Genomic DNA, 21,698 nt, shown 5'->3' on the forward strand with positions numbered 1-21,698 from the left:
CCGTTGGGATGGTTCATGGCCTACCCCGCTCTGATCGACCTTGTGCTCCACTCGCCCGGACGGGCCGCCGCGACCAGCGCACTGGGCACGCTGCGCGCCCTCGCCCTCGACCGCGACCTCGCCGCGGTCCTCGCGCTGGCCACCGTCGTTGCCGAGCAGCTCCAGCCCGACGGGCCGCCGGTACCCGACGTCGCGGTGCCCGCCGACCTGGTGAACGCCGAGATGCCGGCGATCGCCCGGGCCTACGCGCTGGGCTATTACCCCTGGCTGCTGGTCGATCAGGGACTGATGCTGCCCGACCGGTACTCCGAGCGGGCCGGCGACGCCGGTTACGACAGAGCGTTTCGCCGCTTCCAGTCGTTGGTGGAGCGCGACACGCCGACCCAGCACGAGGCGCTGCGGGCGATGCTGCTCGACGTCCTCGCCTACCGCAGCCTGGTACTCGACCACACCGGGTACAGCCTGAGCGCGCAGCTGCACTCGGCGGCCCAGCAGATGGCCGCGAGCGCCCGCGTGGTCGACGGTCGCAACATGGACACCACATTCGAGGTCGGCCGCGAGGTGATCCGCCACTCCAGCGGCGCGTTCGCCGGCGCGGCCCTGCACGAGGTCGGCCACCACATCAGCTCGCGGCGGGAAGGGGGCAGCACGGCCAGGACGGTCGATGCTCTGGAGGCGGCCCTACCGGCCATGCTGGACACCGCTCAAGGGCTGATCGGGCAGCCGTGGCGCGGCCATGACGACCCCCGCCGCCACGAGCTGAGCGACGGCCTGACGGTCCTGTGCAGCCGGGACCGCATCGCCGGCACCGTCTGCACTCACCTATCGTTCAGCGCCAACGGAGCGATCCGGCTGACCGCCGCCGCCCGGTGCGCTCTGCGTGCCCTGCGGGTGTTCGGCGTGGCACCGTCACGCGTGGCCACCGCGTATTCAGACCGGGGAGTGTTCCACGTCGGGTTCGCCGACGAGCCGGTGCCCGGTGGGTCGGCCACCCCGGCATCCGATTCCGCCGCCGACGCCACGCGGTGGCTCGACGAGCTGTGGCGCGAGGGCCGTTTCGGCCGGGATGAGACTGATCTCTACCGGGCGATCGGCCTCCACCCGCCCAGGTCCGCCTTCTACAGCGACGACGTCAGGCACGTGGAGGACATCGCGCGACTGATGCGGCTGCGTAGCGAGGACGCGCCCGAGACGCCCGACCCCGACGAGCTGCTGGCCCTGGGGGTACGCTGCGGCGACCCCGCGGCCACCCGCCTGGCGATCGAGCGGGGTGCCCGCGGTGAGCACGCCTCGCCGCTGCTGCGCGAGCTGGGCATCGTCACCGGAGCGCTGCGCACCACGGAACGCATCCTGTGCCTGAGCTCGAACGCCGACGCGTGCCGCTCGACCCTCATTCAACTGCGTGGCCACGGGCTCGATCTCGACGCCGCCATCGACGCGCGCGGCGGCACGCTGCTGACCGATGCCGCGTCCCGCGACGCGGACCTGGTGACGTTCCTGCTCGACCTCGGCGCGGACCTCGACCATCCCGCCGGCGCCGGCGTCACCCCGCTGCTGGCCGCGATCGACGCCGACCAGATAGAAGTGGCGGCACGGCTGATCGAGGCGGGGGCCCGCACGGACCGCGCCGACGCCGAGGGACGCACGCCGCTGCACATGGCGTGCCGCCGCGGCCACCCGTCCATCGCCTGGCAGTTGCTGGCCCACGGCGCCGATCTCGACGCGCCCACCCATGCCGGGCTCACGCCGCTGATGGAGGCCGTCGATGCCGGCCATAGCCTGCTGACCAGCGAGTTGCTGGATCGGGGCGCGGACCCGGACGCTGCCACCGCGCTGGGAGTGACGGCGCTGCACTTGGCCGTGGTGGGCCCGGCCGAGGTGGCCGGCGACACCGTCCGTGCGTTGATCGCCGCGGGCGCCGACGTCGACGAGGAGACCAACGACGGGCGTACCCCGCTGGATCTGGCCGAACGGCACGGGCGGGCCGAACTGGCCGCGTTGCTGGGCGCGGCCGGCGCGCTCGCCGGCCCCGATGACGGACCGGCCGGGTCGGCCGGGTCGGCTGGGTCGAGACGGTCCGCCGGATGACCGACCAGTCCGTGGCCCGGGCGACCCAGATCGTCGAGTCCGGGCGGTGGGTCGCCGACGGCGTGCTCGACCTGCGCGGGCTCGGCCTGCGCACGGTACCCGCCGGGGTGTTCGAGGCCCGTGACGTACGCGTCCTCGACCTGTCCGGCAACCGGCTGCGTGAGCTGCCTCCGGACCTGGGCGAGCTCACCCAACTGACGTGCCTGGACCTCGCCGCCAACCGGCTGACGACACTACCGCCCGCGATCGGACGGCTCACCCGGCTGCGCCGCCTGGACGTCTCGGAGAACCGGCTCACCACGCTGCCCCCGCAGCTCGCCGGCTGCACCCGGCTGGGCACCCTCAGCCTCTACGACAACTCACTGTCCGATGTGGGTGTGCTGGCGGCGCTGCCCGGGATCGTCCGGCTGGACCTGTCCACCAACCGGCTCACTACGCTGCCCGCCCTGCGCTGCGCCGACACCCTGTACCAGCTGGACCTGTCCAACAACGCCCTCACCGAGGTACCGGCGGGGCTGGCCACCCTGCGCCGGCTGCGGATGCTGGACCTGTCCGGGAACCGGCTCACCTCCGCCGCCGGGCTGCGGCCGCTGGGGCTGCACGAGATTTTTTTGGACGACAACGCGCTGACCGAGCCGCCGTACGGGCTGGTGGGACAACCGGGCGTGCGCCGGTTCTCCGCCCGGGCGAACCCCTTCGGCCCCATGCCCGCCCAGGAAGCGACGGCCGCCGCCGAGGCGCTCGCCGCCGCGACGACCTCGGCGATCGAGGAACACACCACCGGCGGGTACCGCCACGACCGGCAGTACCTGCAGGCGGCCACGTACGCGTTCGCGTTCTCTCTCGCGTTCAGCGGCATCGGCGCGGTGCGCACGGTGCTCGACCTGTACTTCAAGCGGTTCCGCGCGGTCGGTGTGGTCGTCACGCTCGCCGACGGCACCCGCCTGGTGCTGCGCCATCTCAGCCGCAAACGCGCGCTGGAACTGGTTGAACGGCACGCCCGCGGGTCCGGGCGCACCCTCGTGGACCTCGAGCCGAATGTTCAGACCGCCGGCGGTGCCGACTTCGTCGTGGCCACCGTGGGCCGGTTGCTCGATGCCGAACTGGTGCCGCACCGTGCCGGCGCGCCAGAAATCCACCTCCACCTGGGCGGGACGACCATGGGCGATCAGATCAATGTGGGCAACGTGACCAACTCCAACCTCAACGTCCACGCCTCGTTGCGTAACGTCCGGCAGATCATCAACTCCAGCGGCGTCGCCGACGACACCCGGCAGGAGCTGTCGCGGCTGGCCGACCGGCTGGCCGAGGCGCTGGACGGGCTGCCGGCCGACCAGCGCGCCGACGGTGAGGCGGTCGCCGCGGCCGCGGGCGACCTGATCGCCAACGCCACCCAGGACGCCCCGAACCGCAGGCTGGTCGCCACCTACGCCGACGGGCTACGGTCGCTGGCCCAGGGGCTCGCGACGGTGGCACCGATCGCCACGGAGATCATCAAGCTGGTCACCACGCTGAGCACCTGAACCGTGGGGGCATCGCGCCGCCGGTCAACTGGCGCGCCCGGTGGTCAGCGTCTGGGCGTTCGCGGCGCCCGCCTGGCGGGTATTCGGCCCGAAAGCGTTGCTCGAGCGAGTCCGGACCCGAGGCGAAAAATATTATGGTTACGGTGGTATGCGACAGTTGAGTCCGTTTCACGGCTATCCGCGCTGCCTCGGGGTCGTGCGCCGACGTTGTGTACGGAGAGGGTTAGGTAACTTCGATGTCCAACGATCCACCGAACCGCCAGGGCGTCAGCGAAGTCGTGGCAGCCCGGCCGGCGCCGCCACGAACACGCGGACGGGTGCGATGGTGCGCGGTCGGGCTGGCGGGACTGACCGGCATGGCCGGCGTAGCCGGGGTGACCGGAGCGCACGGCCTCATCTTGTCGTCCGCCGAGCGGCAGGTCCTCGCCGCCTACGGCGTGGACGGTGACTCGCCCGCCGGCCAGGGCGCCACTGGCGGCGGCCAGCAAGCCGGGACGGGCCCCCTCGGCAACGAACAATCGGTGCCCTGCGCCGCCGACAGGCTGATCGAGGCGATCGTCCGCGCGAACGCTTCCGGTGGGGCGAATCTCAGACTCACCGAGCGTTGCACGTACACCCTGACCGCAGCGCAGGGCTCCGATGGCCTGCCGATCGTCACCCAGCCGATCACCATCGATGGCCAGGGCGCCACGATCGTGCGCGCGGCCAACGCCGCGAACTTCCGCATCCTCAACGTCGGGGTCGGCGGAGATCTGACGCTGAAAGACCTCACCGTCGCGGGCGGCTTCGCGCCAGACTCACCGGGCGGTGGCGGCATCCTGGTGCAGTCCGGCGGCCAGGCCACCCTCCGCAACGCCGCCGTTGTCGACAACCGGAGCGCCACGGTCGGGGGCGGGATCGCCAACTACGGCATCACCACGATCCTTGGGCAGGACGGCGGCGCTGGCCAGGGATCAGGGAGCAGCGGCGCGCCCAACAAGGCATCCGGCAACGGCCCGACGCAGGCGTCGCCCGGCGGTCAGAGCGTCGGATCGACCGGGAACGCGGGTACGGGGCAGGCCGGCAGCAAGGTCGACCACAACAGCACCGCGAGCTCCGGCGGGGGGATTTACAACGAGGGCCGCCTGACCGGCGACAACGTCGAGGTGGACTACAACCACAGTGGCGGTGGGGGCGGAGGGCTCACCGACGTGGGAAACGCGGCACTGACGAGGGCCCGGGTCGACCACAACACGGCAGCGTCCGGCGACTTTGTCGGAGCGGCCGGCGGTGGTATCACCAGCTTCTCGGCCATCACGAAGGTTGAGGACAGCTCCGTCTCCGATAACACCGCCGGTGCGGACGGCGGCGGCATCGCCTGTGAGGCGAGCACCATCTATCTGCGGGGCACCAAGGTCGACCACAATACGGCGACCGGCGACGGCGGCGGGATCGACGGCGAGGCGTCCGCTATCTTTCCGCCCGGGGTCTGCGCTGCCGTGATCGAGGACAGCGAGGTCAGCGGGAACACCGCGAGCGGCAGCGGCGGCGGGATCAACAACCGGATTTCGAGCCTGGTGTTACGGCGCAGCGACGTCAGCCTCAACAGGGCCGTCGGGACCGCCTCGCAGGCCGGTGGGATCTCCAACCAAGGCGGCGCCGTCACCCTCACGGCGACCCGGGTCACCGGAAACTCCTCAACGGTTGCGCCTGGCGGAGTCGCCAGCAACAGGAGCCTGGTCACGTTGGACCAGAAGTCGGTCATCACCGCTAACCGTCCCACCAACTGTGCCGGCAGCACCGTCGCAGTCCCGAACTGCTTCGGCTGATCCCGCGAGGCGCGGGCAACCGCGTAGGCGTCCCCGAAGTAGTAGTCGGTGCACGACTTTCTCCCTCAAAGGTGCGTCTCATTCAGGTAGACGCGCTATGCGAATGATTCTGACGTTATGGTGGTTTTGATAGCTGCGTCCGTTTCACGGCTATCCGCGCCGCAACTTGGTGGTGCGCCCATGGTGCTTACCGAGAGGGTGAGGAACAGCGATGTCCAACTATCCGCCGAAACACCGGGCTGTCAGCGAAGCTGAAGCAGCCCGGCCAGCACCGCCACGTAGACGCGAACGGGGGCGGTGGTACGCGGCCGGACTGGCCGGACTGGCCGGAGTGACCGGAGTAGCCACTCTCGCCGCGTTCAGTGGGGTAGCCGGAGCGGCCGACAATGACCAGTACGGCACGGCGCAGTCGGTGCCCTGCGACTCCGACAAGCTGATCACGGCGATCGGGCGCGCGAACGCTGCCGGCGGGGCTCAGCTCACGCTCGCCGCTCGCTGCACGTACACCCTCACCGCGACGCAGGGCACCGATGGTCTGCCGGTCATCACCCAACCGATCGCCATCGACGGCCAGGGCGCCACGATCGTGCGCGCCGCCAACGCCGCCAACTTCCGCATCCTCAACGTCGCGGCCGGCGGAGACCTGACCTTGCAGAACCTCACCATCACCGGCGGCTTCGCACCCAACTCCGATGGCGGTGGCGGCCTGCTCGTCCAGGCCGGGGGCCAGGCCACCCTCCGCAACACCACTGTCGCCCGCAACCAGAGCACCGCGGTCGGCGGCGGGATCGCCAACTACGGCATCACCACGGTCCTCGGTCAAGCCGAGGGCTCCGGCGGGACCTCGGGGACCAACAGCAGCGCGCCCAACAACGCACCCGCCAACGGGCCGACGCAGGCGCCATCGAGCGGTCAGAGCGGTGGATCGACCACGGCCACGGGCACCGCGCAGGTCCTCGGCAAGGTTGACAGCAACAGCTCCCAGGCCGGCGGTGGCGGAATCTACAACGAGGGTCACCTGACCACCAGCAACGTCGAGGTGAGCTACAACCACAGCGGCGCCGAGGGCGGCGGGCTCAGCGACCTGGCGACCTCCGTACTCGCAAACACCCGAATCGAGAACAACACGGCCGGGGCCGGCGGCGGCGGGATCTCCACCATTCTGGGCGCCATCACGAAGCTCACGGACAGCTCCGTCTCCAACAACACGGCCGGTACCAGCGGTGGCGGCATCCTCTGCGTGTCGGGGGCCGCCGTTTACGTGCAACGCAGCAAGGTCGACCGCAACACGGCCGGCGGCACCGACGGCGGCGGCGGTATCTTGACCTTCACTCTCCCCCTCGGCGGCGGGCCAGCCTTCGCGGTCATCGAGGACAGCGAGGTCAACGAGAACACCGCCACCGGCGGCAACGGCGGCGGGATCGCCAACCGACTCTCCACCGTTGTGCTGCGGCGCAGTCACGTGAGCCTGAACAAGGCCATCGGTACGGCCTCGCAGGGTGGCGGGATCTCCAACACGTCCGGCAGGGTCACCCTCACGGCCACCCAGGTCACCGAGAACTCCGCGACGGTCACGGCCGGCGGGATCTTCACCAGCGACTCCCTGGTCATCGTGGATCAGACGTCGGTCATCGTCGCCAACCGTCCCAACAACTGCACGGGTAGCAGCTTCGCCGTCCCGAACTGCTTCGGCTGATCCCGCAGTCGCTCAAGCAACCGGTCCGCAACGTCTGAGAGCAATCGCATCCGGCCCCGCCGAGTCTGATCATCCGGATCGGACCCCTGCGCGGGGCCGAATGCCGTCGCGCGATCGGTGCTGGTTCGGCCGGACCCTGGCTCCGCGGACTCGGGCGCTCGTCTGACCGGCCGCTCCGCTCGCTGGTGGGACGGTTGGGTCCACGAGGTGCGCCCGCGATGGCGGAGCTGTTGCTGGGTCAGGTCGGGTTCTGCAGCCGGGCGACCTGTTGATTGAGGTAGCGCTGCTGCTGGGTGTTGGTGGCGCACCGGGCGGCGGTCTGGTACGCGGCCAGGGCGGCCGCCTGGTCGCCGCTCTGCTCAAGGAGGTGGGCACGTACGGCGTGGAAACGGCGACTCGTCGTCATCCGGCTGTCGGTCTCCAGCCCTTGGAGCAGGGTCAGGCCGGCACGTGGTCCGGCGACCATGCTGACCGCGACGGCGTGGTTGAGGGCGACGACCGGGTTGTCGTCCAGCCGGAGCAGTACGCCGTAGAGAGCGGCGATCTGCGCCCAGTCCGTCGCCTGGGCGCTACCGGCTTCGTCGTGGAGCGCGGCGATCGCCGCCTGAAGCTGGTACGGCCCGGTTGGGCCCAGCGGCAGCGCGGCCGTGACCAGGGCGACGCCCTCCTCGATAGCGGTCCGGTCCCACAGACCGCGGTCCTGTTCGGCCATCGGGATCAGTGAACCGTCGGCACGGGTGCGGGCCCGGTGCCGGGCATGGACGAGGAGCATCAGCGCCAGCAGCCCGTCCACCTCGCTGTCGCCGGGCAGAAGTGCGTGCAGGGTTCGGGTGAGGCGAATCGCCTCCTCGGCCAGGTCCACCCGGAGCAGCTGGGTGCCGACGGTGCTGGCGTATCCCTCGTTGAAGATCAGGTACAGGACCCGCAGCACCGCATCGAGGCGACCGGCGTCACCGGCTGGCAGGGCGAACGGCACCCCGCTGTTCTTGATCGACTGTTTGGCGCGGGTAATCCGGCGCGTGATGGTCTGCTCGGAGGTCAACAGGGCACGGGCGATCTCGGTGACGCTCAAGCCCCCGACCGCTCGCAGTGTCAAGGCGATCGCGGACGCCATCGACAGCGAGGGGTGGCAGCACATCAACAGCAGGACCAGCGTGTCGTCCCCATCCGCCGGGCGGTCCTGGTCGGCTCCGGGCTGCTCGATCTCGGTGAGCGCCCATTGGGCGACAATCTCCTCGCGTCGGCGGCGGGCCTGCTCGGCGCGTAGTAGGTCGGTCAACCGCCGCGCGGCGACGGTGACGAGCCACGCCCTGGGGTCGTGCGGTAGCCCGTCCCGGGGCCATTGCGTCGCCGCCGCCAGCAGCGCTTCCTGGGTGGCGTCCTCGGCCAGGTCGAAATGCCCGTAGCGGCGCACCACCGCGCCGAGGACCTGCGGCGTCAGGCGACGCAGCAGGTCCTCGACCTCGAGACTGGCCATCGCGGCCCGCCTGCCTCAGCTCAGCCTTCGAAGTCGGGCTGGTGCTCGTCGATCGGACGGACATCCGCGTACGCTCGTGCCCGCAGGTGATCGGGGCCGGGGCAGTTGGCCAGCCGGGACGCGATCTCGGTCGCCCGGTCAAAGCTCGCGCACTCGACCACCCAGTACCCGGCGAGCACCTCCTCGGACTCGGCGTAGGGACCGTCGGTCACCACCGGGACGCCCTCTTGAAGCCGAACCCGCCTGGAGTGCACGGGGGTACTCAGGCCCCTGGTCTCCACCAACTCGCCCGAGTCGAGCAGCTCCTTGTTGAACGCGTCCATGAACGCACCCAGTGCGGCGTAGTCCTCCTGCGTCCACACCGGCTGGCTCGACCCCTGTCCGGTCATCGCCTGGTAGTCCTGCTGCGATGCGAAGGTCAAGATCATGTACTTCACGGCCATTCCTTTCTCGCAGACGCCCCAGCGGCATCCTTCACCCGAGACGTCGAGGCCGCGCCGCCCGAACGGACACGGTACCGCCGCATCGCGTCCCAGTGATCAGTTACGCGATCAGCCGCACCGCGCGCCCACCGTGCTTCGCCGCCCCAGCGAAACCGTTGAGATCCAATTCTTCCGGTTCGTTCGCATATATTGTCATGGCCCTGGCCGCAGGCCGGCGACATCCGGCCCTACGAGTTCGTCACTCCCTGGGCGGATGTCGATACGCAGGTGGCGGCGTCGAGCAGTGCTCCGGCCGCGGCTCTGGGGGAGTGCGGGCAGCGCCGTGGTCAACCCGGCCAGTCAGATCGGCTCGGTGCTCGGTGCTCGGTGCTCGGTGCTCGGTGCTCGGTGCTCGGTGCTCGGCGTGAGGCTGCTCCTCATCTTCGTCGCCCTGCACGCCTCCGACCCGCACCCGCACGCATGGTTGAGTGGGGCTAGACCCACCCGACCGTGGGCTCAGGCAGATACCGTCCCGGTTCCACGCTTCGTAGCGTCATGGGCATGGGAATCACGACGTACGCCGGGACCGGAACCGACACGCTCGCCAAGACCGATGCGGCGCTGCTCCACGGGGTGGCGGACCTACTCGCCCCGGTCGCCGAGCCGGACAGCGTGACGCGCGACCTGATGCGCATCGACCGGCGCTTCGGCACCGTCGTGCGCGAAGGGCCGTGGATCGTTTCCCGCAGGATCGAGGTCCGTCTCACCGCGGGTAATGTGCGGCTGGACTTCACCGAGGCGGTCATCGACGTCGACACGGTGCACCTGGACGTCGATCTGGGCCTGGGCAGCGAGTTGACGTTGGTGGTCCAGCCGGGCATCAAGGTCGTCGCCGAGGACCTCGACGCGCGGTTGGGCGACTTCGACGTGCGGGCACAGTCCGACGGCGCCACGCCGACGTTCCTGCGGGTGGAGGTCTCCGGCCGGCTGCACGGTGGCGGGGACCTCGTGGTCCGGCGCCCGAGGCGGAACTTCGACCAGTGGATGCGCCCCAACCGCGCCTCCTGAGCACCACCCGAACCGGCTCCGTCAACGGGGTTGAGCACATCACAAAGTAGCCACTGTCGAGATGGTAAGGGATCCAAGGGACTCGCGTGCGTCCTATGAGGACGCTCAAGGAAAACGAACACCTTCTATGCAACGGAGGCCGAAACTCGCAATGTCGATCTTCAAGCGCAGCGCGACCTGCCTGGCCGTCATGGTGAGCGCGGTAGCCGCCACCACGGCGGTGACGGCAAGCCCCTCATCCGCCGCATCCGACCTTGACGCCTGGGCTCTCTGCAAGATGGGCATCATCCTCTGCGGCGACGCGCACTTCGTGTCCGACGCCGGCAGCGGTAACGAACGGCTGGAGATCTCGGACGATGCGACCGACGGCTATGGCGTGGCGGTGGAGAACTACCGCTACGACCTCGCCGACATCGGTCCCTACTTCGGGTGGAATCGCAACGGGGCCGGCACCATCGTCAATTACACGCTGCACATCACCGAGGGCGCCCGGTTCGAAATGCGAATCTGCCCGGAGCAGAACGGGGCCGTCCTCTATCAGTACTGCAGTGCCTGGGAAAACGGCTACGCCTGACGGGCCCGCCGGTGGCCCAACGGCATCGGTTGGATCTGCCGATGCCGTTGGGCCACACGCGCGTAGCGGCACGCTGCGCAGCTTCGGTGACGTCGGTTTCTTGGAACGCGCCGGCTCCTCCTTGTTCGGGGAAGGAGGAGCCGGCACGCGACCGATTGCGCGCTCAGATCGGGCAGGTCGCAGCCAGCGCGTCGAGGTCGTCCAGTACGGCCTTCGCGCCGACGGCGAACTCGTGACCGGCCGGGGTGCGCGACACGCCCCGCGAGGTACGCACCAGCAGCACCACGCCGAGCGACCGCTCGAGCTGTTGGAGGTGGATGGAGACCGCTTGCTGCGTGAGGTTCACACGTGCGGCGGCCCGGGTGATGCTCAGTTCTTCGGCTACCGCCAGGAACGACCGCAGATGCCGAGACTCTGAGTCGATCATCAAATCAACCTACCGTGATGGACCCGAGGCGTGTCCACGTGGCTAGGGTTCCATGCGCGCACCTACACCTGCTCGGACGGCCCTATCCTGTGGTGATGACACCCCCTTGGGAGGACCCGCGGCGGCCGGGCCCACGATCGCTGTTTCCGCTGGACATGGAGGCGGAGGCGCCTAGCGACGTGGTGGACCTGCTGTTGCGGCTGGGGCAGGCATGTAACGATGCCGGTCTGGCGTTGCTCGATGCTCAGGCGCAGTTGGCGCACACGGTTGAGCCGGTTTGGCGGTCGTCCGGGGATCTGGACCGGGGTGACATGCTGGCCTGGGTGACCTGGGAGCGGTATGCGGCGTGTCGTGACCATGTGGAACGGCTGACCGTGGTCTACTCGCGGGCCGCGGCCATGTATGCGGTGTGTGCGGTCGAATCGGCCAGCCGGGTCGCTGGTGGGCTGGCTCCGCGGGTTCCGCAGCCGTTGCCGGTGTTGGCGTCCGACGTGCTGGGTCTCGCGCAGATCCAGGTGCCGCTGCTGCAGGTACCCGAGGACGCGGTGGCCGGTCGATGGCGTGGCCACGTCCCGAAGGAAAATGCGGGACTGGTCGAGGATCATGAGGTGTTGTTGGCCGCGATGGCGGCTGTGAAGAGTCCCGTGGCCGTGTTCGATGAGCCGGACAAGGTCGTTGAGCGGCAGACCGCGTACCTGCTGGAGGCGGAGTTTCCGTCTGCCCTGCACTCGTACGCCAGCGGATGCGTGTTCGCGATGGCGCTCATGTGCGTGCCTGGCGACTAACCCTTCGGGGCATTACCTACCGGGTGGATTCGGCACGGGCAGCGGCCGGGGCGGCTTCAGGCCGTCGGTCATCGTCCGGCCGCCCCGGCGAGGCGCGGTCGGCGAGGGCCCCGGTCAGCCCGGTCGCCGCCAGTCGCCGATACACCCGGGCCAGCCCGGCCGGTCCAGATTCGAAGTCATGGTTGATCCACCAGGTCAGGACTCCGAGCGTGGCGCTGGTGTGGAACTCTACGACGATGTCGAGAGGCAGTTCGTCGTCGGTGGCGGCCAGGTGGCGGCGCATCCGTTCGCGAAGCAGTTCGCCGACGAGTTGGTGGAGGTGACGGTACACCAGGTTGCCGCCCTGCCGGCCGCACAGCACCCGGTACACGTCGCGGTGCTGGTGCGCGTGGGCGAAGAGGGCGGCGGCCGGACCGGCGACGTCGATCTGGCCGCCCGGCGTCATCGAGTCGAACTCGCGGCGCAGGTCCTCGCCCAGGTTCTCGAAGCAGGAGACGAGGAGCGCCTCCTTGTCGCGGAAGTGGGCGTAGAACGTCGACCGGCCGACGTCGGCGCGGTCGAGGACGTCCTGCACGGTGATGCGTTCGTAGCCCTTGTCGAGGACCAGTGACACCAGAGCCTCGCGCAGGATTCGGCGGGTGCGACGTACCCGCCGGTCGGACTCTGCCATCGCGACCTCCCGGTTGGCGAACAGTCGTCCGCGGACTGTGCGGTAGCGGACGCGCGGCCGCCTTTGGTTGTTGACGGGCACCTGCCCCGCCACACCATACTCGAACACCTTGTTCGGAAACGAATTGTTGTTCGAGATGCTCAACAGGGGGCCATGGTGTTCAATCTGCCTTTGTCCGTATGGATCCTGGTCGCGGCCGGGGCCATCGGCATCCCGGCGGCGACCTGTGTTGTTCTGTACCGCGCCGCCGTGGCCACCGGCCGGGGGCGCCGGGCCGGTGCCGGGATCGCGGTGGCGGCCGGTGCCGGATTCGCCGCCTGGATCGTGGTCGACAGTCTGCTCGCCCACGCCGACGTGTACCGGCAGGACCCGGCCACGTTGCGTGTCTGGATGCCGTTCGCGCTGGTCGGCCCGCTGCTCGTGGCGTTGCTGGCGACCCGGATCCCGGTGATGTCGAGGATCCTCGCCGATCCGGGCACGCCGGCCCGGCTGGCGGTGCCGCAGACGCTGCGGGTGGTCGGAGTGGTGTTCTTTATCGTGCTGGCCCTGCACAAGCTGCCGCCCGTCTTCGCGCTACCGGCCGGCCTCGGCGACGTGGCCGTCGGCATCTCGGCGCCGTTCGTGGCCCGACGGCTGGCCGCCGGCGGAGGCCGGCGTGGCGCGGTGTGGTTCAACGCGCTGGGCATCCTGGATCTCGTGGTGGCGCTCGGTACCGGATTCCTCGCGGCGCTCGCACCTCACCGGATCCTGGCGGTCAGGCCGTCGACCGAGGCGCTGGGGCTGCTGCCGCTCACGCTGATCCCGACCGCGGCGGTACCGGTGGCCCTTGCCCTGCACGTGGTCTCGCTGCGACGCCTGTCGGTGGTGGCCCGGTCAATCCCGGTCGCGGCTCGTTCCGTCGCGAACCTGGGCTGAACCCGACGCAGCTGAACGCGACTCCCACGCCGCTCACATGTTGGCTCTGCCAACATTCGCTGCGATTACACCCTCATCAGTTCATTGATCAGGAATTGACGGCGCGCTCGACCTAGGAGACGTGATCGGCGAGGCTGGCTCGGCGCGGCCGACCAGCCTCGTCGTCGTTCGAGTCGCCGGAGTCACCCGCTCGACTTACTCGTCCTCGGCCGCGAGAAGTTTCGCCATCAGGGCCATGAACTGACGCCGCTGCGGATTTGTCAGAGGCTTGAGAACCTGTTCCTGGACATCGTCGATGACGTTGTCGAGCTCCAGGAGTCGCTGCACGCCGGCCGGGGTGATGGTGACGATGTTACGGCGCCTGTGTGCGGGATCGACGGACCGCTCGACGAGCCGACGTGACTCGAGTTCGGACAGCGCCGCCGTGACGTCACTGCGATCGATCCCGGTTCCCCGGCCCAGGTCGGCCTGGCTCGCCGGCCCCCACTCGTCGAGCGCGGCCAGCAGGCGGTAGTGGTAACTGCGAAGGCCGTGGCCGTGCGACTCGAACCCAGCGGTGAGCAGACCCGACGAGCGGGCGAAGGTCCGGCTTATGAGCCAGGTCGGACGGTCCGCGACGCGGGCGGGAGTGCGGCTTGGCGGGTGATCCATCGGCATGGGCAGAGATTACCAGTTGTTGGCGCTGCCAACGTTTGCTATGTTGGCCATGCCAACATTGAATCTAGCTGGGAGGCCGGCTCATGGACGAACCAACCGCCAGCGGACCCGCACGCATTCTGATCGTCGGCAGAAGTCCAAGCGTGATCCTTGACGCTGCCGAAATCCTGCGAGGCAAGGGCTTCCGCGCGGATGCGACAAACCAGTTTGACGAGGTGCTGACGGAGTACGACACCACGAACATCGATGTCGTCGTCTTCGGTGGCATGGTTCCGTCCAACACCAAGCAGTACCTCAGACAGGAGATTTCCAAGGTCAACGGCCACGTCGCCTTCGTGCAGGGACTCGGCGGGATCGCCGGCCTCATCGCCGCCCAGGTTCAGGGGGTTGTGTCGACTGTCGGAGACGACAACGGCGTGGCATATGACCCGACGAGGAGAACGGTGCGACTCACCCTGCGGGAACCGGCCCGGGTGGTCGTCGAGGCCTGGTGGGCCACCTCATTCACGCCGCCCGAGCCGACGGCCACCACGATGCGGGTGACCGACTCCCACTTCGATCCGGGGGAGTACGCCATTCCGCTCCCCGCCGGGGTTCCGTCCGTGGCGTCGTTCGTCACGGTGTCCGTCGGGCCAGCCGTCCACGCGTTCACGGTTGGCACGATGCCAGAGGCGGTAAGGCGCCTGGCTCCAGCCGGCGACCCGACTCGGCCCCCCGCGCTCCCTCCCGTTCGCGCGGTGGCCACCCACAGCAGTGACTGATCCTCCGTGTCCCATCCGGCACGGCCGGGGCGCGGGTGCCGGGCCGGCGGCCGTCTGGGAGGTGGCGTTGCCGAGCCCGAGGCTGGGCAGGCGCGGCCCGCCCGGGCCGGATCGGGGAGCTCACGGGGCGGCCAGGTGCTGGTCGAGCCATTCCAGAACGGCGTCGACCTGCCGTGGATCGAACTCGTGGCTCACCTCGTCGAGCACGATGTGGCGCAGCTGGCGTGACGCGCCGGCGGCCTCGTACGCCACTCTGGCCGCCTGGACGAAGGCCGCGATGTGTTGGGGGGTGCTGAGCGTGTCCCGGCCCCCGGCGATGACCAGCAGCGGTCGCCCGGCCAGCTGCGCGGCGAGCTTGGTGTTCGGTCCGGAGGTGAGCACCCGCGCCGCACCTCCCAGGTCGGCGAACTCGGGGATCTGTGTCACGTCGCAGACCGGCATGATGGCTGCCCCGCAGGCTGGGCGCGGGTCGCAGGCGAGCTTGAACAGGGTCTGCATCCCGCCCCAGGACTGGCCGACCACGGCGAGCCGGTCGTTGGAGGCGACCAGGCCCAGCGAGAAGACCGCATCGATGATGGACTTCGATTCGGCCCGGCTCATCTTCAGCAGGTCCGGCCCGTGCCCGGCCATGCTGCTCTGGTGCAGTTCGGTGACGTCCTGCCAGGCCCGCTTCCGGTCGCCGTGCCCGGGCGCGTCGGGGACCAGCACGTCGTGGCCGGCGTTGAGCAGCGCGGCCACGATGCTGACACTGACCCGGTTGCTGGGAACGCCGGGTGGCAGTGCCTGTTCCTTGTTTCCCCGGAAGCCGTTGTAGAACACGACGAGCGTTCCCCGGCGGGCGTCGCGCGGTGCCCGCAGGTGCAGCGCGGGGATCGGATCGGGGCGGGAGGGCAGGAACAGCGTCTGGGTATCGGCCCAGGGGCGCCAGGGCGAGGCCGGACCGGTCGGCCCGGCGAGGTTCGACGCCTGGCGGACCGCCTCGACCATCGCGTCGGCCAGCAGCAGACCGACGAGTTCGGCCGACGGTCCCTCGGGCAGCGGCACGGTGATGTCGGCCTCCTTGAGCAGTTGCCGGGACGGGACCGCGGCCAGGTAGACCACCTGCGCGCCGGCCGCACGGGCGGCGGCGAGCCCGGGATTCGCGCCGAAATCCGCGTTCCCGTAGGCCAGCAGCACCACCACCGAACCGGTCGGCAGGCCGCGCGCCCTGATGGGCCAGTGGCTCGGTACGCCCGAGCAGGCCGCCGGCACCGACAGCTCAGCCAGCCCCGTGGCGAGCACCGCGCCCGCGCCGGCCAGCTCGGGCGCCGGCCAGATCTCAACCCAGCGGGCCAGGCGCACCTGACGGGCCGCACCCGGCATCGAGGCGTCCGTGCGCAGCCGGTCGGCGAGTGGGCTGACCGTGTCGGGTGCCACCTCGCGTGCCTGGTGGCCGTCGGCGGCGAAGTCGTTGGCCACCCCGAGGCGCAGCGCCGGGTAACCGGGGAAGCCAACGTTGCGGCAGAACCGGGACACGGTGGGTTGGGCCACCTCGCACAGCTCCGCGAACTCGCTGATGGACATGGCGATGGCCCGTGCCGGATCGGTCAGGAGGCGATCGGCGACGCGGCGTTCGGCCGGGGCGAGATCGGCAAGGGCGGAGCGCACGCGGTCGAGGGCGGCGGTGCGGGTGCCCGGCGACGGGGGTTGCTCAAGCAAGGCCATGGTGCTTAGTATATTGCAGTCCGTTTATGTGTAAAGAAATATAGCGACTAGGCAAGCGGAATAATTTATCCCACGCTCGGCCGGCTCCTCACCTACTCGGTCCGGGATCATCGCCACCGTTTCCGCCCCAGGTCGCGGCCCATGACAGTGCCGGCCCGCCCACCCGGCCACCGCTGGGAAGAACCGTCGGAGTTGCCCATGTCAGCCCAACCGTCGCCACGGAGGTGGCTGGTTCGCCGCCATCCATGCCCGTGCCCCGGCGCCGCGTGAAGCTCCGGTGGTCACTGAGGCGCTGTCCCAACTCACCTGCGGAGTGCCGCAACCGCTGTACACCGGCGGGCTGTGGCACGCCCGGCCGCGCTACCACGATCCGAGCGAGGCCGGCCCGGACTTCCGCCCGACGTGGCGGCACCGCACACGTCACGCACCTGCACTGAACCCGAAGCGTCCCAGCTTGAAGGAGTGCCGTGCCTACGATTCTCACCCGCGCCAAGGTGATCCTTGGCGTCTCGGCTCTCGCCGTCGGCCTGCTCGCCGTGCCGGCCTTCGCGAAGGGCCACGGAACCACCTTCTATGTCTCGCCGAGCGGCAACGACCGCAACAGCGGAACGAGCATCAAGAAGTCGCTACGCACGATCCAGCGCTGCGCCGATCTGGCCCTGTCCGGCGACACCTGTGAGGTGCTCGCCGGCACCTACCGCGAGACGGTCAACGTCCCAAACTCCGGCACCGCCGGCGCCCCCATCACCATCGAGGCGTACCGGCACCAGTCCGTGACCGTCGAGGGCGCCGACCCGGTGACCGGCTGGCAGCAGGTCAGCACCGCTGATCTGACCGCCGTCACCGGCGCTGACGCCCGGCTGACCGGATCGCCGTTCGCGGCGGCCGTCGCGGCCGGCGAGATGTACAAGGCGCCGCTGACGATCGCGCCCGGCCTCGCCGGGAACCAGATCTTCGTCAACGCGACCGCCGCCAACGAGGCCCAGTGGCCCGACCCCGGCGCCGACCCGCTGACCCCGAACGTCGAGTACGCGGTGGCCGGCACCACGGGTGTGACGGTGGCCGACCCGGCGCTGACGCAGCCCGACGGGTACTGGACCGGCTCGCAGATCCAGACCCGGCACTGGTACGTCGTGCAGACCCAGAAGGTCGCCTCCTCCAAGGTGGGATCGGTGGCCCTGACCACGGCACCGAACCTCGGCGTGGCGGCCTTTCAGACCGGCTACTACCTGTACGGCTCGCTGGAGGCGTTCTCCGCCCCCAATCAGTGGTACTACGACCCGGCGAGCGGCTCGCTCTACTTCTGGTCGAAGACCGCCCCCGGCAACCACATCAGCGCCAAGCAGCGCACCTACGCCTTCGACCTGAGCTACGCCAGCCACGTCGTCATCCAGGGCTTCCACGTGCACGGTGCGAGCATCACCACCGGCCCCAGCTCCACCGGCGATGTGCTCTCCGGGCTGAACGTGACGTACGTGTCGGCGTTCGACAGCGCCCCGGTCTACACCACCGGCAACAACAGCACCGGAATCATCCTCAACGGCACCGGGAACGCCCTCAAGGACAGCGAGATAGCCTTCAGCGCGGGGAACGGCGTGTTCCAGACCGGCGACAGCAACACTGTCACCAACAACGTCATCCACGACATGTCCAGCATGGGCACCTACACGGCCGGCGTGACCGTTTTCGGCGAGCACCAGGTCACCTCACACAACACGATCTACCGGGTCGGCCACGCCGGCATCCAGGTCGAGTCGCACCTGTTTCCGGCCGGTGGGCCGTTCAATTTCCGCAACAACACGATCTCCTACAACGACATCTCCGGATTCGGCCGCCTGATCGTGGATACCGGCGCGATCTACGTGTGCTGCAACCTCGACATGACCGGCACAAGCTTCGACCACAACTGGGTCCACGACGCGACCCCGATGGCTCTGGTCGACCAGTACGGCATGGCCGGCGTGTACCTCGACGCCAGCTCCGGCCAGGCCAAGGTGTGGGACAACGTCGGTTGGAACAACGGGTACCTGTTCGGCGCGACCGTCATGATGAACTCGCCGGGCAAGGGCAACAAGGTCTACAACAACACCGGCGGCGTGTACGCCTACAACCCGCCCCTGGACAGCGGGACGGAGATCATCAACAACATCGGCGCCAATCAGGCGAAGACCGCGAGCAACAACGTGAAGGTCAACAACAACCTGCCGACCAGCGTCGACCCCCAGTACAGCGACCCGGCGCACCAGGACTTCACGCTCCAGGCGGGCTCGCCCGCCCGTAACGCCGGCGTCGCCATCTCCGGCATCACCGACGGATCGACCGATGCCGCCCCGTCGATCGGCGCATACCAGTACGGAGCGCCGGTCTGGCACCCGGGCGCCTCCATCAAGGCGAAGCCGTTCCTGGTGGCGGCCAAGGTCGGCACCAGTGCCTACACCGTCGCCGAGGGCGCGAGTCTGCAGACTCCGCTCACCACCGTCGCGAGCGACGGCACCTCGCCGGCACCGGACAGTGTCGTCTACACGCCGACCGACCCGAGCATCGCGACCGTCGACCCCGACGGCACCCTGCACGGACTCAAGGCCGGGGCCACCACGGTCCAGGCCCGGGTCACCGTCGGCGGCCACGCGGCGATCACTCAGTTCATGGTCACCGTGATGCCGGCCAACTACTCCGACCCCGCCGGGTGGACGCTGCGACAACTGAACACCGACGAGTTCGGCGGACCGGCCAGCGGCTTCGTCACCGAAGACAACGGCGCCTACACGATCGTCACCACCGGCTGGAACATCTGGAGCAATGACGACCGGGGCAGTTCGCTGTACCAGTCCGTCAACGCCACCAACGTGACCATGACCGAGACGGTGGACGCCAAGACCCCCTCCGCGGGCATCGGCCCGATGATCCGCGACGGTGCGGCGGGCAACGCCAAGGAGGTCAACCTGCGCGTCCAGGCGAACAACCAGATTGTCATGGCCTATCGCAGCGACCTGACACTGCCCGGCACCACCCAGGTGGCCACCACGACCGCCGCGGTGACCCCGCAGCAACTGCAACTGGTCAAGACCGGTAACAGCTTCACCGGGTACTACTTCGCCAACGGCACCTGGAACAAGGTCGGCACCATCACCGATGTGATGGGCAAGGATCTGCAGGTCGGTACGGGCGTGTTCTCCGGCCTGTACGGCGGCGGATCCGGAACGGTCTCCGACATCAGCGTCACGTCGAGCTGACCGGGCCCGACGCGCCATGAACTGTCGGGGTCGCCGCCGTCCTCCAGGGACGGAGTGGACGGCGGCGACCCCGGCGCACGAGGTTGAGGATTCAGGAGTTGAAGGCCGTTCTCGCCATGGCGGTCGGGTCGGCGAACCTGCGGTCCCTCAACGTCCCGATAGGACAGGTCTACTTCACCTCTATTCGGAGCATCCGGAGCGCGCCGAGCCACAGCGGCAGGCCGACCCAGAGGGCGAGGCTGACCGCGAGATGCACCCAGATGGTCGCGGTGAGAGCGTGGGCGGACTCGAACGGTGCCTCACCATTCTGGAAGGGCTGCTCCGCGGCGGCGAAGTCGATCCACGGGCGCACGTGGTCGCCAACCCAGGGCAGTAGTGAGCTGAGCAGGGTCCAGGCGGTCGGGACGGCGAAGAATGAGACGAGCGCGATCGCGGTGTTCCGGATGACGAGCCCGAAGGCGAGTCCCTCCAGGATGCGGGCGAACTGCAGGATGGCGAGGTTGCGGGTGATCGTCGGATCCAGCCGCCATCCGGGTATGCCGCTGCGCAGGGCGAGCGCGCCGCCCGTGGCGATCGCCGCGAAGGTGGCGGTGACCAGCAGTACGGCGAGGGTCAGCACCAGGCTGGTGGCGAGTTTCGCGCCGAGCACCCGTTCCCGGCGAGGCTCGAGGGCGAAGGTCACCAGGGCGGTGCGCTGGCTCCACTCGCTGGTGACGAGCACGATCGCGAAGATGGGCAGCAGGTAGCTCATCGGTAGGTTGAGCATGCCCCACATGTTCTGGAAGCTCAGATGCTGTTCGTGACCGGTTGTCACCAGCGCCACCGTCATCAGGGCGAGCACGGCGAGCATGCCCGCGACCAACAGGGCGCCGAATCGGGTGTTCACCAGCTTGCGCAGCTCGACGACGAACAGCCGCCGCGACGATGGGCTGAAGATGTCGGTCGGGTTCATGCCGAGGCTCCTGTCCGCTGTGTGTCGCGCTGGGTCTGGGCGGTGATGCGCAGGAACAGATCCTCCAGGCCAGCCGCGGAGGCGGGCCGTAGTTCCTCGATGACGACGCCGTTGGGCACGAGCGGCCAGATCCGGTGAGCGTCCGTGTCGATGAGCAGCCCGTCGCCGTGCCGGGTCCAGGTGAGGCCGGCCTCGTCCAGCGCCAGGGTCAGTGGCTTCTGAGGTGCCGCACGCACGAAGGTACGCCGATCGCCCAGCAGTTCGTCCTTCGTACCCTGGGCGAGGATCCGGCCCTCGCCGATCAGTACGAACCGGTCGGCGACCGCCTCCACCTCAGCGAGCAGATGCGAGGAGAGCAGCACCGTGCCGCCATCGGCGGCGTACTCGCGCAGCAGGTCGCGCATCCACCGGATGCCCGCCGGGTCCAGACCGTTGGCGGGCTCGTCGAGGATGAGCACGTCGGGGTTGCCGAGCAGCGCGTGTGCCAGGCCGAGACGCTGGCGCATGCCGAGGGAGTAGCCGCGAATCCGCCGAAGCGATTCCTCGGGGCGCAACCCGACGGCGGCGAGCACCTGGTCGACCCTGGATCGGGGCAGACCCAGCTGAAAGGCGGACATGGCCAGTGCTTCGCGGCCAGTGCGGCCGGCATGTTGTGCCGAAGCGTCGAGCAGGATGCCGATCCGGGTGGCGGGATCCGGGATGTCCCGGTAGCGCCGGCCGTCGATCGTCGCGCTTCCCGAGGTGGCCATCGCCAGGCCGACCAGGATGCGCATCACGGTGGATTTACCGGCACCGTTCGCTCCCAGGAAACCGGTCACCGTCGCGGGTGGGCAATGGAACGTCACCCGGTCGACCGCGACGTGGCTGCCGTACCGCTTGGTCAGGTCGTGGACGTCGATCATCGGTGGCCTTCCCCCGAACTCCCCGGTGTCAGCGCC

General features: G+C 69.4%; 18 protein-coding genes. 10 read left to right on the plus strand and 8 right to left on the minus strand.

Going from position 1 to position 21,698, the window contains the following annotated elements; all coding sequences use genetic code 11:
• Positions 1–15 precede the first annotated feature (15 nt).
• The 4 genes from ABEA87_RS16800 to ABEA87_RS16815 all read left to right on the plus strand — a co-directional run bounded on the left by ABEA87_RS16800 (position 16) and on the right by ABEA87_RS16815 (position 7,115).
• Positions 16–2,088 carry an ankyrin repeat domain-containing protein gene (locus tag ABEA87_RS16800; RefSeq protein ID WP_345630574.1) on the plus strand — a complete coding sequence of 691 codons (2,073 nt, stop codon included), beginning with the start codon at positions 16–18 and terminating at the stop codon, positions 2,086–2,088.
• Positions 2,085–3,611: a leucine-rich repeat domain-containing protein gene (locus ABEA87_RS16805; RefSeq protein WP_345630576.1), complete on the plus strand. Its 1,527-nt coding sequence runs from the start codon at positions 2,085–2,087 to the stop codon at positions 3,609–3,611. The genes ABEA87_RS16800 and ABEA87_RS16805 overlap by 4 nt, the downstream gene beginning before the upstream one ends.
• A 236-nt stretch (positions 3,612–3,847) precedes the next feature.
• Positions 3,848–5,419 carry a hypothetical protein gene (locus ABEA87_RS16810; protein WP_345630578.1) on the plus strand — a complete coding sequence of 524 codons (1,572 nt, stop codon included), beginning with the start codon at positions 3,848–3,850 and terminating at the stop codon, positions 5,417–5,419.
• A 331-nt stretch (positions 5,420–5,750) separates the two neighbouring features.
• Complete coding sequence (locus ABEA87_RS16815) at positions 5,751–7,115, plus strand: hypothetical protein (RefSeq protein ID WP_345630580.1); 1,365 nt, start codon at positions 5,751–5,753, stop codon at positions 7,113–7,115.
• 238 nt (positions 7,116–7,353) lie between these two features.
• Here the strand turns inward: ABEA87_RS16815 and ABEA87_RS16820 are convergent, their stop codons facing one another.
• Positions 7,354–8,592, minus strand: a complete 1,239-nt coding sequence (locus tag ABEA87_RS16820) for an RNA polymerase sigma factor (protein WP_345630582.1) — start codon at positions 8,590–8,592, stop codon at positions 7,354–7,356.
• 20 nt (positions 8,593–8,612) lie between these two features.
• On the minus strand, positions 8,613–9,020 hold the full coding sequence (locus tag ABEA87_RS16825) for a YciI family protein (protein WP_345630675.1): 408 nt from the start codon (positions 9,018–9,020) through the stop codon (positions 8,613–8,615).
• Between the two features lie 555 nt (positions 9,021–9,575).
• Between ABEA87_RS16825 and ABEA87_RS16830 the strand changes: the two genes are divergently transcribed.
• Positions 9,576–10,082: a hypothetical protein gene (locus ABEA87_RS16830; protein ID WP_345630583.1), complete on the plus strand. Its 507-nt coding sequence runs from the start codon at positions 9,576–9,578 to the stop codon at positions 10,080–10,082.
• Positions 10,083–10,233: 151 nt separating this feature from the next.
• Entirely contained in the window at positions 10,234–10,656 is a 423-nt protein-coding gene (locus tag ABEA87_RS16835) for a hypothetical protein (protein WP_345630585.1), read from the plus strand.
• A gap of 163 nt (positions 10,657–10,819) precedes the next feature.
• Here ABEA87_RS16835 and ABEA87_RS16840 read toward each other — a convergent pair whose 3' ends face one another.
• The gene (locus ABEA87_RS16840) at positions 10,820–11,083 is read right to left on the minus strand and encodes a LysR family transcriptional regulator (protein WP_345630586.1); all 264 of its coding nucleotides are present in this window, start codon (positions 11,081–11,083) and stop codon (positions 10,820–10,822) included.
• Between the two features lie 95 nt (positions 11,084–11,178).
• Between ABEA87_RS16840 and ABEA87_RS16845 the strand changes: the two genes are divergently transcribed.
• Entirely contained in the window at positions 11,179–11,868 is a 690-nt protein-coding gene (locus ABEA87_RS16845) for a hypothetical protein (RefSeq protein WP_345630587.1), read from the plus strand.
• Between the two features lie 16 nt (positions 11,869–11,884).
• Here ABEA87_RS16845 and ABEA87_RS16850 read toward each other — a convergent pair whose 3' ends face one another.
• Positions 11,885–12,538, minus strand: a complete 654-nt coding sequence (locus ABEA87_RS16850; RefSeq protein ID WP_345630588.1) for a TetR/AcrR family transcriptional regulator — start codon at positions 12,536–12,538, stop codon at positions 11,885–11,887.
• A 171-nt stretch (positions 12,539–12,709) separates the two neighbouring features.
• On the opposite strand from ABEA87_RS16850, the gene ABEA87_RS16855 reads away from it, so the two are divergent.
• Positions 12,710–13,453, plus strand: a complete 744-nt coding sequence (locus tag ABEA87_RS16855) for a hypothetical protein (protein ID WP_345630590.1) — start codon at positions 12,710–12,712, stop codon at positions 13,451–13,453.
• A gap of 195 nt (positions 13,454–13,648) precedes the next feature.
• Here ABEA87_RS16855 and ABEA87_RS16860 read toward each other — a convergent pair whose 3' ends face one another.
• The gene (locus ABEA87_RS16860) at positions 13,649–14,110 is read right to left on the minus strand and encodes a MarR family winged helix-turn-helix transcriptional regulator (protein WP_345630591.1); all 462 of its coding nucleotides are present in this window, start codon (positions 14,108–14,110) and stop codon (positions 13,649–13,651) included.
• Between the two features lie 143 nt (positions 14,111–14,253).
• On the opposite strand from ABEA87_RS16860, the gene ABEA87_RS16865 reads away from it, so the two are divergent.
• A complete protein-coding gene (locus tag ABEA87_RS16865; protein WP_345630593.1) occupies positions 14,254–14,871 on the plus strand; it encodes a hypothetical protein in 618 nt (205 codons plus the stop codon).
• A 120-nt stretch (positions 14,872–14,991) separates the two neighbouring features.
• Here the strand turns inward: ABEA87_RS16865 and ABEA87_RS16870 are convergent, their stop codons facing one another.
• Positions 14,992–16,575 carry an alpha/beta fold hydrolase gene (locus ABEA87_RS16870; RefSeq protein ID WP_345630595.1) on the minus strand — a complete coding sequence of 528 codons (1,584 nt, stop codon included), beginning with the start codon at positions 16,573–16,575 and terminating at the stop codon, positions 14,992–14,994.
• 467 nt (positions 16,576–17,042) lie between these two features.
• On the opposite strand from ABEA87_RS16870, the gene ABEA87_RS16875 reads away from it, so the two are divergent.
• A complete protein-coding gene (locus tag ABEA87_RS16875; RefSeq protein WP_345630597.1) occupies positions 17,043–19,808 on the plus strand; it encodes an Ig-like domain-containing protein in 2,766 nt (921 codons plus the stop codon).
• Positions 19,809–19,977: 169 nt separating this feature from the next.
• Here the strand turns inward: ABEA87_RS16875 and ABEA87_RS16880 are convergent, their stop codons facing one another.
• Together ABEA87_RS16880 and ABEA87_RS16885 are read right to left on the minus strand one after the other, a co-directional pair.
• The gene (locus ABEA87_RS16880; protein ID WP_345630599.1) at positions 19,978–20,760 is read right to left on the minus strand and encodes a hypothetical protein; all 783 of its coding nucleotides are present in this window, start codon (positions 20,758–20,760) and stop codon (positions 19,978–19,980) included.
• Positions 20,757–21,662, minus strand: coding sequence for an ATP-binding cassette domain-containing protein (locus ABEA87_RS16885; RefSeq protein WP_345630601.1), 906 nt, complete (start codon positions 21,660–21,662; stop codon positions 20,757–20,759). Before ABEA87_RS16885 ends, ABEA87_RS16880 begins: the two co-directional genes overlap by 4 nt.
• Between the last annotated feature and the right edge of the window lie 36 nt (positions 21,663–21,698).

Source organism: Rugosimonospora acidiphila, assembly GCF_039543385.1.
GTDB lineage: Bacteria > Actinomycetota > Actinomycetes > Mycobacteriales > Micromonosporaceae > Rugosimonospora > Rugosimonospora acidiphila.

Excerpts from the sequence above, each read along its gene's own strand:
- ABEA87_RS16800 (WP_345630574.1), top strand. The coding sequence starts at position 16 with ATGGCCTACCCCGCTCTGATCGACCTTGTGCTCCACTCGCCCGGACGG.
- ABEA87_RS16805 (WP_345630576.1), top strand. The coding sequence starts at position 2,085 with ATGACCGACCAGTCCGTGGCCCGGGCGACCCAGATCGTCGAGTCCGGG.
- ABEA87_RS16810 (WP_345630578.1), top strand. The coding sequence starts at position 3,848 with ATGTCCAACGATCCACCGAACCGCCAGGGCGTCAGCGAAGTCGTGGCA.
- ABEA87_RS16820 (WP_345630582.1), bottom strand. The coding sequence starts at position 8,592 with ATGGCCAGTCTCGAGGTCGAGGACCTGCTGCGTCGCCTGACGCCGCAG.
- ABEA87_RS16825 (WP_345630675.1), bottom strand. The coding sequence starts at position 9,020 with ATGATCTTGACCTTCGCATCGCAGCAGGACTACCAGGCGATGACCGGA.
- ABEA87_RS16830 (WP_345630583.1), top strand. The coding sequence starts at position 9,576 with ATGGGAATCACGACGTACGCCGGGACCGGAACCGACACGCTCGCCAAG.
- ABEA87_RS16835 (WP_345630585.1), top strand. The coding sequence starts at position 10,234 with ATGTCGATCTTCAAGCGCAGCGCGACCTGCCTGGCCGTCATGGTGAGC.
- ABEA87_RS16840 (WP_345630586.1), bottom strand. The coding sequence starts at position 11,083 with ATGATCGACTCAGAGTCTCGGCATCTGCGGTCGTTCCTGGCGGTAGCC.
- ABEA87_RS16845 (WP_345630587.1), top strand. The coding sequence starts at position 11,179 with ATGACACCCCCTTGGGAGGACCCGCGGCGGCCGGGCCCACGATCGCTG.
- ABEA87_RS16850 (WP_345630588.1), bottom strand. The coding sequence starts at position 12,538 with ATGGCAGAGTCCGACCGGCGGGTACGTCGCACCCGCCGAATCCTGCGC.
- ABEA87_RS16860 (WP_345630591.1), bottom strand. The coding sequence starts at position 14,110 with ATGCCGATGGATCACCCGCCAAGCCGCACTCCCGCCCGCGTCGCGGAC.
- ABEA87_RS16870 (WP_345630595.1), bottom strand. The coding sequence starts at position 16,575 with ATGGCCTTGCTTGAGCAACCCCCGTCGCCGGGCACCCGCACCGCCGCC.
- ABEA87_RS16880 (WP_345630599.1), bottom strand. The coding sequence starts at position 20,760 with ATGAACCCGACCGACATCTTCAGCCCATCGTCGCGGCGGCTGTTCGTC.
- ABEA87_RS16885 (WP_345630601.1), bottom strand. The coding sequence starts at position 21,662 with ATGATCGACGTCCACGACCTGACCAAGCGGTACGGCAGCCACGTCGCG.